A 13,191-nucleotide genomic window follows, 5' to 3' on the forward strand; every position below is an offset into this window, starting at 1 on the left:
AAAATTAATATGAAAACAACGTACAAATTTTTATTCTTATTGATAGGCTTATCAATAGTAGGATGTTCAGATTTAGAAGAAGAGCCAGTAGGTTTATTGGCACCTGAGGGATTTTTTCAATCCCCAAAGGATATTCAAACAGCTGTAAATGGTGTTTACGGACATATGACCCATGAAGACTTCTGGGGAAGAAAAATGTCTTTAACTCTTATGTTGCGCAGTGATATGGTGGACATTGGTGATCCAACTACTTCAACACGAAGAATTGAGCACAATGAGTTTAATGTGCCAACTGATAACGGTATGATCTCTGGATATTGGAACAGGGTGTACCAAATTATTGCTGCTGCAAACCAAGCAATAGCTGGTGCAGAATTGGTGGGAGCTCCAGATGAGCAAAAAAACCCTATTACAGCACAGGCTTATTTTGTTAGGGCGTTTGCTTATTTTCATTTAGTAAGACAGTTTGGTGATATTCCTTATTTAGACGCACCTGTAACTGACGCAGAGGCAGCTGGATCAATTAGTAAGACTTCAGCAGCAGAGGTGTACGCTAATATTATTGCAGATTTAGAATTTGCAAAACAATGGTTGCCAAATACGCAGTCTTCAAGAACTATACCAGCAAAGTCTGCAGCACATTCATATTTGGCTTTAGTGCATTTAACCTTGGGAGATTATCAGAATGCTTATAATGAAGCAAAAGGGGTTATAGATAACGAAGGTGTTTATGATTTAGATTTAGAGGCAGATTATCAAGACTTATTTGATGCAACCAAAATTGATGCATCAAAAGAGCCAATATTTGCGTTGGATTTTAATGGATTTAGAGATGGTGATGCTGGTCAAGATTATCAGGCAGCTTTAACAGGTATCAGAAGCGACGAGCAATATGGTATTGGTGGTGGCTGGTCTGTTGCTGTGCCTTCTTTAGCGGTTTATAATTCATGGAACGATCAAGATTATAGAAAGGCAGTAAGTTTTGATGCTACTGGTGTTTTTAATGGTAATGTTGAACCGTTCACGAATTTTAGAGATTTTAATAGTAGAGCAGTAAATCGCCCACATATCGCGAAATATACGCGTGCAACAGGTGTAACGGCAAATAATAATGGTAGAGCTTCTCAACACAATCATTCCATGATGCGATATGCAGAGGTGTTATTGATTGCTGCTGAAGCTTTAAATGAGGTGTCTCCGGGTTCTTCTGAAGCGGAGGGTTATGTAAATAGAGTAAGAGCTAGAGCGAGAAATGGAGGAAGTTTTCCTGCCGATGTTTCTGGATTATCTCAAGATGATTTTAGAACTTTAGTTTTAGAAGATCGTAAATGGGAACTTGCTTTTGAATTCAAAAGATGGTATGATATAGCAAGAAGAAGACTGGGATCCGAAGTATTTAGCGCTTCTGGATTGGAAGGTGAAAAGCCAAATTTTGATCCGAATCAAGATTACTTATTTCCGTTACCAGCAGATGAGTTAGCCAGAAATTCTAACTTATTACCTCAGAATCCTGGTTACTAAAAAGGACTTTAGTTTAATGTTTAGAGTTAGTTTATTATTTCTTATCCTTGGGTTTACATGTTTATCATGTAAGTCCGAGGATAAAAATAATGTAGGTACTACAGAGGAAAATATTGATGCTTTATTACAGGCGAGATACACTAAACTTCTAAATTATGATGTAGATTCTACAGCGTTTCCAAGGAGTTATTCACCAGAAAAAAAACAGATTAAACAAGTACCTTCTAAAGATTGGACTAGTGGTTTTTTTGCTGGTAATCTGTGGCAAATCTACAAGCTAACAGGTGATAGCCGTTTTAAACAAAGAGCAAAACAGTGGACTGCCTTTTTAGAAAAGGAAAAGTTTAATGGACGAACCCATGATATGGGGTTTAAGGTGTTTTGTAGTTTTGGCAATGGTTTATCTGTAGAAGACAACCAGAATTTCAAAGATGTTATTGTTAAAAGTGCTAAAACCCTTAGTACACGATTTAATGAAAATATAGGAAGTATACGTTCTTGGGACTTTGGTAAAGATAGATGGCAGTTTCCGGTTATCATTGATAATATGATGAATTTAGAGTTGCTTTTTGAAGCAACAAAAATTTCTGGGGATAGTTCATTTCATAAAATTGCAGTAAAACATGCTAATACCACTTTAAAAAATCATTTCAGACCAGATGGCAGTACTTGGCATGTTTTGGATTATGATACAATCTCGGGTCAGGTTAGAGGTCGCGTGACACATCAGGGTATAAATGATGATTCGTCTTGGGCTAGAGGACAAGGTTGGGCCATAAACGGTTATACCATGGCATACCGTTATACAAAAGACAAAAAGTATTTAGATCGTGCAACGGCAACCGCAGATTATTTTATACACCATAAAAATTTACCTGAAGATGGAATTCCGTACTGGGATTTTAGTCATCCAGATATTCCAAATGTTTCAAGAGATGTTTCAGCTGGAGCTATTGTAGCCTCAGGTTTAGTGGAACTTTACAAGTACACAAAAAACGATACCTATTTAAATTACAGCAAAAAAGTAGTAAACAGCTTAAAAACGGAACATTATATTTTACCGAAAGATTTGGAGGTGCCTTTTATATTGGACCATAGTTTTGGGGATTGGTCCAAACGTCATGAAATGGACGAACCAATTGTTTACGGAGATTACTATTTTTTACAAACCTTATTGCGCCTTAAGGAAATAGATTAAATTCAGGATAGAGCAGCAGCGCATTCATCCTTACCTTGCATAAATTTGTATTTTGCAGCATGCTGTTTTAAATCAATTATCCTGATATATGTGATGCATAGCTATACTAGTATTATCAAATAAACCCGACTTAATGAAATTTGAAACTCCTGTTACTAAATTAGTTCTGTTTTTCATTTGTATTATCATGTTTTCATGTAATTCAAATACAGAAACAGATTTTGAAAGAACACAAAAAAACATTAACGAGAATTGGTTGTACCTTGAGAATAGTGCGACTTCTTTAAATGATGCATTATCCCAAAGTAATTGGGAGCAGATTAATTTACCGCACAGTTGGAATGCATTGGATGCCACAGATATTACACCAGGCTACAGAAGAAGCGCAAGCTGGTATAAGAAAGATTTAACCATTGACGCTACAGCTAAAAACAAGAAATATGTATTGTATTTTGAAGGTGTAAATATTGAAAGCGAAGTTTATGTTAATGGAAAAAAACTTGGCGGTCATACAGGAGGATATATAGGTTTTAGGGTAGATATTACAGATGCTGTTTCTGATGGAGAGAATGAAATTTTGGTTCGCGTAGATAACAGCTACAATCCAGAGGTTATCCCTTCTCAAAAAAGCGACTTTTTTATTTTTGGAGGTATTACAAGAGACGTTTGGTTAGAAACTTTGCCAAAGCAGCATGTATCGCATGTAAAGATTACTACACCGCAAGTATCTAAAAATAATGCCGAATTACAGGCTGAAGTGATTATTAGTGGTATAGAAGAAGCTTCTGAATTAAAAATTAAAGCTTCACTTTTAAATCCTAAAGGAGAAATAGTAAGGACTTCAAGTTTTGATATAAGAAACGAAATCGCAAATGTTACATTCAAAGATATTAACAAGCCAGAACTCTGGCATACATCTGCACCAAACTTATATACCCTCAATATTGAGTTAGTTGATGGGGATATCGTCAAAGATAAATTATCTGAAAAAGTAGGTTTTAGATGGTTCGAGTTTAAAGACCATGGTGCATTTTATTTAAATGGTGAACGTCTTTTGCTTAGGGGAACGCACAGACATGAAGAGCATGCCCGAGTAGGGGCGGCAATGTCCAATGAGCAACATAGAGCTGATATGGAGCTGATAAAGGATATGGGTGCTAATTTTGTTCGTTTGGCACATTACCCTCAAGATCCGGAAGTTTACAAGGCTTGCGATGAGTTGGGGCTGTTGGTATGGGACGAATTACCATGGTGTCGTGGAGGATTAGGTAATGCAATCTGGAAAGAAAACACGAAAACTATGTTAAAAGAAATCATCAACCAAAACTTTAATCACCCAAGTATCATTTTATGGTCATTGGGTAATGAAATCTATTGGTTGCCAGATTTTGAAAATGGGGACGACAGAGAGAAAATAAACGAGTTTTTAAAAGAATTAAACGATTATGCGCATGAACTTGACCCTTCAAGGAAGACAGCAATAAGAAAATATTATGAAGGTGCAGATATTGTTGATGTATTTTCGCCATCAATATGGTCTGGCTGGTATTCTGGGAGTTATAAAAGCTACCAAAAGGCTATAGATCAATACAAAGCAGAATATCCGCATTTTTTACATGCCGAATACGGTGGATCAAGCCATGTAGGACGACATACAGAAAACCCGATCACTGGTGAGGGTAAAATTCAGTCAGATGGATGGGAAGAAGCCATTGTACAAACCGATGTGGCAAATATTGCCCAAATAGGAGATTGGAGTGAAAATTATATTGTGGACTTATTTGATTGGCATTTACGTATTTCAGAAAACGATTCAACCTTTGTTGGAAATGTGCAATGGGCATTTAAAGACTTTGGCACGCCATTACGTCCAGAAAATGCTATTCCTTACATGAATCAAAAAGGGCTGGTAGATAGAACGGGAAAACCAAAAGATGCGTTTTATGTGTTTAAGAGTTATTGGAGCGATGAACCATTCACATATATAGAATCGCATACGTGGACAGAGCGCCAAGGGCCAAAAGGAAAACCAAGAGATATAAGTGTGTATAGTAACTGCCCCGAAGTAGAACTTATTTTAAACGGAAAAAGTTTAGGAGCAAAAAAGCGAAACACAAGAGATTTTCCTGCTGCTGGTTTAAATTGGACTGTTAGTTTTAAAGAAGGCGAAAATATTTTAACCTCTGTTGGTAGCACTGAAGATGGTAAAAAAGTGAAAGATGAGTTAAAAATCAATTACAGGTTTACCAAAAACGGTAAAGCTAGAAGCTTAAAACTAGAACATAAAAAGCTAGACAATGGCAATTATTTAATTACCGCTAAAGCAATAGATAATAAGGGCTTGCGATGTTTGGATTATGAAGAGCGCGTATATTTTCAATGCTTAAATGGGGGAGAGGCCATAATTAGTCAAGGTACCCCAACAGGGAGTGAAGTTATAGAGATGGCAAATGGAAAAGCATCAATTGAGGTCAAGCGGTTTTCAGAAGATGAATTGCTACAGGTGATGGTGCTCAATCAAAGCTTTAAAGGTACTTATCTAAATATTGATTAATTCTTCAGTATTTAAAAATTCGAAAAACACAAGCGTTTTACATTTGGCAACTTTCGCTACGAATACTTTATAGAGCACAGCCATATCGTAGCGGACAGTACAGGATAGTTTCTTTAAGCAATTTTACTTAATTTAATTTTTGGAGGGAAACTGAGCTTTTGGAATTTCTTAATAGGTATTTAGTTTTCCTCTTTATCTTTATTAATTGCTTAATCTGCATTAAGGTTTTTTTGTATTTATGTTAAACGCTACGATAAATTTGAAGAATATAGACGAAAACGATGTTCCAAAATACAAAAGAGTATTTAATGCATTTAAGGAATCTATAGAATCCAATGCTTTTAAATCAGGTGATAGCATTCCTTCAATAAATGAGTTTAGCAGAAATTATAAGCTGTCCAGAGATACCGTTTTTAAAGCATACACCCTTTTAAAACAAGAAGGATTCATTAAATCTACTCCTCACAAAGGCTATTATATTGCAGACAATAAAATTAAAGTCCTTTTACTCATCAGTACCTTTAAGGCTTATAAAGAAGTTTTGTACCATTCCTTTATGCAAAATTTACCAAAAAACGTGATTGTTGATTTGCAATTCCACCATTTCAATGTAAAAAGCTTTAAGTCAATGCTTAATACGGAGAGTGGCGAATACTATAAGTATATTATAATGGGTTTTGATCATCCTAAGGTCAAGAAGGCCATTTCAAAAATTAATAATGACAAGCTTCTATTAATTGATTGGGATTTGGGTACAAAAAAGACGAAAAATTATCTTTTGCAAGACTTTGGGAGAGGATTCTATAATTGCTTAGAAGAGGCTTCGCATTTATTTAAAAAATACAAAGGGATTCATTTTGTTTACCCTGAATACACCTTTCATCCTTGGGAAAGTGTAAAATATTTTAAAAAGTTTTGCGAGAAGAATAGTTTTGAGTTTAAGGTATTAAAAAACTCCAAAGAGTTTAAGGTTGAAAAAAATATAGCATATATTACTGTTAATGACAGAACGCTTTATGAATTGCTCGATCAATGTATTGCCAACAATTTTGAGTTGGGTAAAGATGTAGGCTTGCTATCCTACAATGAAACACCAATAAAAAGATTTACTTTTAAGGGAATTTCTGTAGTTTCAGTTGACTTTAAGGAGTTTGGAGCAATAGCTGCGGAATTTGTATCCAAAGACACTGCCGTTCGAAAGTTTTTAGAGACCAAACTTATTTTGAGAGACTCTTTGTAAAAGTGTGAAAATAAAACTTAACCACACTGTTTTCTTGCTAACAAAAAAAAGTGTTTATCGTTTTCAATATTTAATTTGAAAGCTCAAATAACTTATGGTGCACCAACCTTAGGTGAAATTATTTTAGAAGGATATAACCAGCAAGCACCAATAGAATTAAGAAGACATGCAAAAGATAAAAGATAATAACTAAATTGCATTAACAAAGTTTCAATGGAATTTATCTAACAATATCCTAAATATGAAAAGCAAGTACTTTATTCTCCTTTTCTTAATGTTGCTAGTTTCATGCTCCAACTCGCCCAAAACTCATTTTGATATAGTTGAAACCCTAGTAAAAGATAAAGTGCTAAATGATGCTGAGAAATTCTTGGATTTAGAGCCCATTACAGTCACAGCGCATACATCAAAGCGAAGCGCTGGCACCAAGCATGATTTTTATTCTGAAGGTGATTATTGGTGGCCAAACCCAGAAGACCCTAATGGACCTTATATACGTAAAGATGGATTGTCAAATCCAGATAATTTTGTAGCTCATAGGCGCTCCATGATTCGGTTAAGTCAAATATCTGGAGCTTTGGCATCTGCATACCTTATTACAAAAGATGATGTTTATCTACAAAATCTGATGCCACATCTAAAGGCTTGGTTTGTTGATGACGGCACCAAAATGAATCCACATTTACTTTACGCGCAAGCTATTAAAGGCAGAGTTACTGGAAGGGGTATTGGCATTATTGATACCATTCACTTAATAGAGGTGTCATTGGCGGTGGAAGTTATTGAAGACTCCTATATATATAATAAGGAAGATATAATTGCCATTAAGGATTGGTTTTCTAAATACCTAAATTGGCTTACTACACATGAATATGGTATTAAGGAACGTGATAATGGAAACAATCATAGCACCTGTTGGGCGATGCAAGTTGCTGCGTTTGCACGTTTAGTTGGAAATAAGGAGCAAATGTTATTTTGTAAGAATCTATTCAAAAAAACACTTCTACCAGAGCAAATGGCGAAGGATGGTAGTTTCCCAAAAGAATTGGCTAGAACTAAGCCATACGGGTATTCCATTTTTAATCTAGACGCCATGACTGGATTAGCTCAACTCCTAACCTCAAAAGAAGAGAATATTTTTAAATATGTAACTAAAGATGGTAAAAGCTTGAAACTTGGTATGCAGTTTTTATATCCTTATTTAAACGATAAAAATACTTGGCCTTTTAAAAAAGACGTAATGCACTGGGACGAATGGCCTACAAAACAACCGTCACTCCTTTTTGCAGGGTTGCAGTTTCAACAAAATAATTATATAGAAACATGGGCAGTTCTCCCCCAGATACCTAATAATCCTGAAATCGTAAGAAATATGCCAATTAGGTATCCGTTACTATGGGTTAAAGAATAAATTATAGAAGTGTATTCTAATTCCTGTTTTTTTATTAAAAAAAAGAGCAATACAGTATAGTGCAGGATAGTTAAATTGCTATTATGTTGTAAAATTGTTAACATATATTTAAGACAAATGTTTTTGGCAGATAATTAAATATATGACCGGCTAAATAAAAACAATTTTTATGTTAAAACTTAAACTCAAAATGAAACAAAAATTTAGAAGACAATTTCCTGTCTTTGGGTTTGTGCTAATGCTTATCATGGTCTTTTCCAGTTTTACAAGTATTAGTGTTCAAGCTCAAGAAAGGATTTCGGGAACAGTCTCTGGGCCTGATGGATTTCCTATACCAGGGGTGAATGTTCTGCAGAAAGGGACTACCAATGGTGCAGTTACTGATTTTGATGGGAACTACAGTATTACTTTACGTGAAGGAGGTAAAATATTGGTTTTCTCTTATATTGGCTATAAAACAAAGGAAGTAAGTGTTGCAGGTCAAACTTCGGTTAATGTAGCATTAGAAGAAGATGTTGAAGGATTGGACGAAGTAGTCGTTATTGGTTATGGTGTTCAGAAAAAAGAGAGTGTTGTAGGTGCTATTACCCAGGTAAAGGGTGAGGATCTTCAAGAACTAACTATGGGTATCACTAATGTTGAGGAAGCGCTGCAAGGAAATCTACCTGGTGTTACCACAATACAAGGTAGTGGTGTTCCTGGACGTAACGATGTACAGATTTTTATTCGTGGTCAGGCTACTTGGAATGGTTCTGGGCAACCTTTAATACTTGTAGACGGTGCGCCTCGTGATATTGATAATATTGATTTCAATGATATTGAAAAAATTTCTGTGCTTAAGGATGCTTCTGCTACGGCGGTTTTTGGTGTACAGGGTGCAAATGGAGTTGTATTAATTACCACAAAAAGAGGTCAAAAAGGAAAAGCACAATTATCATTACAAGCTAACACAACAGTTAAGGTTGTCTCTAAGTTACCGGAAAAGCTAGATGCTTACAGTGCTATATTAGAAGCAAATTCGTCTGTATTAAGAGAACTTGCTCAGGATGAAGCATCTTGGGGTTTCTATCGGCCATTAGCTATAGCGGAAAGGTTTCGTAATCCAGCAAACGAGCAGGAAAGCTTTATTTATCCTAATGTAGATTGGAGAGAAACACTTTTAAAAGATTTTGCGCAAGATTATCGTGTAAATTTATCAGTTCGTGGAGGGGGTGATAACGCAAAGTATTTTGCAAGTTTAGCATACCAAAAAACATCTGATATTTTTGACGGTAAGAGTTTCGACAATGGTAAAGGCTATGAAAGTGAATTTAGTTATGATAGGTTTAACTTTCGTAGTAATATAGATTTTAATATTACAAAAAGCACTGAGCTTTCTGTAAATCTTGGAGGTTTTTACGGTATACAGCAAACCCCAGGTAATTTAAATTTGGTTACAAATGCTATTTATGAGCTGGCACCGAACGCTTACATACCTGTTTTCCCAGATGGGTTTTATGGTAGGGATAATAATGATGTATTTGCTAATACAAATCCTATTGTTACTTTAACAAATACGGGATACAGTACTACGAATACGTTTCAAATAAATACCGATTTTATCTTAAAACAAAACTTGGATTTTATTACTGATGGTCTAAGAGTTCAGGGACGTCTTTCTTTAGATAATAGATCACAAAGTAGACAACAATTACAAGATCCAGGTGCTGACGGTCAGGAAAATGTAAGATACCGAATATATAATGAATTTTTTGAAGAGCGAATTGAGTCTCCAGATGGCGTAAATGATTTTGATTTTGTACCATTTCCATGGACACTTGGGGCTGCTAATATTCAGGATGGTACAATACGCCGTAACTTCTTATATGACTTCTCCGTTAACTATAGTAAAACGTTCGCAGATAAGCATACGGTTACAGGACTGGCATTGGTAAGACGCCAAGAGCGAGGTACCGGTAATGGGTTTTTAACCTATCGAGAAGATTGGGTAGGAAGGGTAACTTATGACTATGATAAGAGGTATTTCTTAGACATTAGTGGTGCTTACAACGGATCGGAAAAATATGGTCCAGGATTCCGTTTTGATCTTTTTCCTGCTATGGCGGCAGGTTGGACGGTGTCCAACGAGGCATTTATGAGCGACATTGATTGGGTGAATTTACTCAAAATTAGAGGGTCTTATGGAGAAATTGGTGATGACCAAGGTGGCAGAAGGTTCGAATATCAAGCCACTTGGAATATTGGTGGAGGTGCATTTATAAATCCAAACGCCTCTAATCAACGTGCACCATATGTGTTTTATAGTGAGGCTAATGTAGGTAACCCCAACCTACAATGGGAAACTGCAATAAAGTATAATATAGGTGCAGAGATTGGATTGTTTAAAAATTCAATAACCGCTGAGGTTGATTTCTTTGGAGAAGATCGTAGTAATATACTGATTCCAAGTACTCAAAGAGCGGTACCAGAATGGTTTGGTGCAAGTCCTCCAGCATTTAATAGAGGTCAAGTGGAAGTACGAGGATACGAAATTGTACTAGGAGCTAATCATACTTTCGGAAACGGAATAAACATTTTTGGTAATTTTAACTTTACACAGGCGAAAGATGTGGTGATTGATAGAGAAGATCCAGAGTTACGTCCGTTTTACCAAAAAGCAGCTGGTTATACAATTGGCCAACCAAGATCTGCTATTCCTGGTGGGATTCTAGGTAGTTTAGATGATTTGTATAGTTCTACGCCAAGAGTTAATGGGCAAGGTAACATTAGAACTGGATACTATAATTTGGTTGATTATGATGGTGACGGTGTATACAATGGCGCTTTTGATAATGTACCTTTTGGTTTTCCTGTGCGTCCACAACGAAACTGGGCTGCTACAATTGGAGCTAAATATAAAGGCTTAAGGTTATCTGTACAGTTCTATGGTACACAAAACACAAATAGAAATTATACCAGTAGAACATTTAGTAACCAAACGGATACATTTTTTGCACACGAATTAGGGTATTGGACTAAAGATAACCCAACTGGTACTCGAACCCAGCCTACTTTTAATTTTAATCAAGGAGCTAGTGATCCAAGACGTAGCTTTTGGGATGGTTCTTTAACCAGATTAAGGGCAATAGCTTTGAACTATAGTATACCGAAGAAAACCTGCGAAAAACTAGGCGTTAAAGCAATTAGTGTTTTTGCTAATGGTAATAACCTATTCTTATGGACAGATTTACCAGATGATAGGGAATTTAACAGTAGTCAAACTGCTGACTCAAGTTTTAGAGGAGATTACCCTACTATGGCAAGATTTAACTTCGGTTTAAATTTAGATTTTTAAAAAGAATTATTATGAAAAATTTTAAAATAAAAATAGTTTTAGTACTAGGGCTACTGTTTATGTTTGCCTGCGAAGATTATCTGGACATAGCTCCAGAAGCTGAAATTGATGTAACAGATGTATTTGAAACCTTTGAGACTTCACAAGGTTTCATTGAAGAGGCGTATAATTTAGTGGTTGACTATGGAACAAATGGTTGGTCCTTTCAAGATTACATACTGGGAGATGATGGTTATAATACACAAAGTTTTAAGTACAGTAATATTTTAGATAGAGGAGAACTAAATAGGTGGACTACTGGTAACTTATATTATTTAGCCAAGAGAAATAGATTTCAAACCGGTTCAAATAATGGTACTATTGGAAGCACCAATGAAGAGCAAGGTAGAGGTAGGCCAAAAGTATGGACTGCTAGTATGCTGGGTATTCGTAAGGCCAATGTAGTACTAGCCAACGAGGATTTGATGGTGGGTTTAACCCAAGCAGAAAAAAATGTAATTCTTGGTCAAGCCTATTTTTTCAGAGCTTTCTTTCATAATGAGATTATGAAATTTTGGGGACGTTTTCCACATATTCAAGAAGTATTTACAGGAGCGATAGATATACCCCGTCCAGAAACTTACAAAGAGGTGGCTTTATCTATTAATGAAGATTACAAAAAAGCCATTGAATTATTGCCAGTAAATTGGGATAATGAGCCTTACGGCGCCAGAACCCGTGGCGATAATGCAGGTAGACTAACAAAAGGTGCTGCTTATGCTTTCCAAGGCAAAAATTTACTTTTTGCAGCAAGTCCGTTAATGTTTTTTAATAATCAGCCTGGGATTAACACGTATACATATGATACGGAACTAGCAGCTATGGCAGCTGATGCTTTTGCAGAGGTGCTTAAGCTAGAACAAGCTGGTGAATATCATTTGGCAGAAAACATGGAAGATTACAAAAAAGTACTATGGGAAACGCCAAGAAATACATGGCCAGGGCTTGTGCCAGAAGCTAAAGAGTTAATATTTGCTGGTTCTGCGGGATCACATGTTGGGTCTACTCTTAGTTTTATGGCTACAGGTATGCCAAGACCAATTGCGTCCACTGGGACACAATGTACTAGTGCGACACATAATTATATACATAATAATTTTGGAATGGCTAATGGATTGTCTATTGAGGATGATTTAAGTGGAGCATATGGCACACCAACATACAATCCCCTTAGACCATTTGACAATCGTGACCCTCGTTTTTATGCATGGGTTTTTGCAGATCGAGACACACTTGGTACAAGAGCAGGAATACCATCAGTAAATAGAACTATGAAGTTATATTCAGTTGATGAAAATGGAAATAGTGGAGCGCATAGAGACAGAAATAATTATTCATGGACAGGCTACATGTTCAAGAAGTTCTATCCAGAGATTGATGGTCAGTACCACTCCCAAAGAGGAAATAATATTATTAGAAACTTTACAGGAATCCGCATGCATATGAGGTTAACGGATGTGTATTTAATGTATGCCGAAGCGCTCCATGTGGCTAGAGGTGCAACTACAGCACCTGGTTCTTTTTCAATGACTGCGGAACAGGCCATTAACAAATTAAGAGCTAGAGCTGGAATTGCTAATGTAAATCCTGCTATCGTTGCAGACAACAATAAATTCTTAGATGAAATAAGACGTGAAAGAGCCGTAGAGTTATCTTGGGAAGGACACAGATGGGTGGATATACGCCGCTGGGGTGTAGCGCATGAGGATAAATACAGGATTAAGACAAAATTTAATTTTGACAAAGATTGGACCTTCTTTGAAGAAGCTGTAATCGTGGATAGAGTTTGTGAGTATCCTAAGCATTATTGGATGCCTTTTGAAGCAAATCAAACACAGTTTTACGAAGGCTTTCCACAAAATCCAGGTTGGTAGAACCTGAATAAAGTTGTTTT

At 36.2% G+C, this 13,191-nt stretch carries 7 protein-coding genes; all 7 read left to right on the top strand.

Translation table 11 applies throughout. The features are described 5' to 3' along the window. The first annotated feature begins 9 nt into the window (after positions 1–9). The 7 genes from EYD45_RS09135 to EYD45_RS09165 all read left to right on the top strand — a co-directional run bounded on the left by EYD45_RS09135 (position 10) and on the right by EYD45_RS09165 (position 13,171). Positions 10–1,521, top strand: a complete 1,512-nt coding sequence (locus EYD45_RS09135; RefSeq protein ID WP_130964237.1) for a RagB/SusD family nutrient uptake outer membrane protein — start codon at positions 10–12, stop codon at positions 1,519–1,521. 16 nt (positions 1,522–1,537) lie between these two features. Then, positions 1,538–2,719, top strand: coding sequence for a glycoside hydrolase family 88 protein (locus EYD45_RS09140; RefSeq protein ID WP_130964238.1), 1,182 nt, complete (start codon positions 1,538–1,540; stop codon positions 2,717–2,719). Between the two features lie 133 nt (positions 2,720–2,852). Next, positions 2,853–5,273: a glycoside hydrolase family 2 protein gene (locus EYD45_RS09145; protein ID WP_130964239.1), complete on the top strand. Its 2,421-nt coding sequence runs from the start codon at positions 2,853–2,855 to the stop codon at positions 5,271–5,273. A gap of 259 nt (positions 5,274–5,532) precedes the next feature. Beyond that, on the top strand, positions 5,533–6,513 hold the full coding sequence (locus EYD45_RS09150; RefSeq protein WP_233702599.1) for a GntR family transcriptional regulator: 981 nt from the start codon (positions 5,533–5,535) through the stop codon (positions 6,511–6,513). 241 nt (positions 6,514–6,754) lie between these two features. Beyond that, positions 6,755–7,924, top strand: coding sequence for an alginate lyase family protein (locus EYD45_RS09155; RefSeq protein ID WP_130964241.1), 1,170 nt, complete (start codon positions 6,755–6,757; stop codon positions 7,922–7,924). Positions 7,925–8,114: 190 nt separating this feature from the next. Next, entirely contained in the window at positions 8,115–11,258 is a 3,144-nt protein-coding gene (locus tag EYD45_RS09160; protein WP_165453915.1) for a SusC/RagA family TonB-linked outer membrane protein, read from the top strand. Between the two features lie 11 nt (positions 11,259–11,269). Next, the gene (locus EYD45_RS09165) at positions 11,270–13,171 is read left to right on the top strand and encodes a RagB/SusD family nutrient uptake outer membrane protein (RefSeq protein WP_130964243.1); all 1,902 of its coding nucleotides are present in this window, start codon (positions 11,270–11,272) and stop codon (positions 13,169–13,171) included. The last annotated feature ends 20 nt before the right edge of the window (positions 13,172–13,191 follow it).

The organism is Hyunsoonleella flava (assembly GCF_004310325.1).
In the GTDB taxonomy this organism is placed as follows: domain Bacteria; phylum Bacteroidota; class Bacteroidia; order Flavobacteriales; family Flavobacteriaceae; genus Jejuia; species Jejuia flava.

Excerpts from the sequence above, each read along its gene's own strand:
- EYD45_RS09135 (WP_130964237.1), top strand. The coding sequence starts at position 10 with ATGAAAACAACGTACAAATTTTTATTCTTATTGATAGGCTTATCAATA.
- EYD45_RS09140 (WP_130964238.1), top strand. The coding sequence starts at position 1,538 with ATGTTTAGAGTTAGTTTATTATTTCTTATCCTTGGGTTTACATGTTTA.
- EYD45_RS09145 (WP_130964239.1), top strand. The coding sequence starts at position 2,853 with ATGAAATTTGAAACTCCTGTTACTAAATTAGTTCTGTTTTTCATTTGT.
- EYD45_RS09155 (WP_130964241.1), top strand. The coding sequence starts at position 6,755 with ATGAAAAGCAAGTACTTTATTCTCCTTTTCTTAATGTTGCTAGTTTCA.
- EYD45_RS09160 (WP_165453915.1), top strand. The coding sequence starts at position 8,115 with ATGAAACAAAAATTTAGAAGACAATTTCCTGTCTTTGGGTTTGTGCTA.
- EYD45_RS09165 (WP_130964243.1), top strand. The coding sequence starts at position 11,270 with ATGAAAAATTTTAAAATAAAAATAGTTTTAGTACTAGGGCTACTGTTT.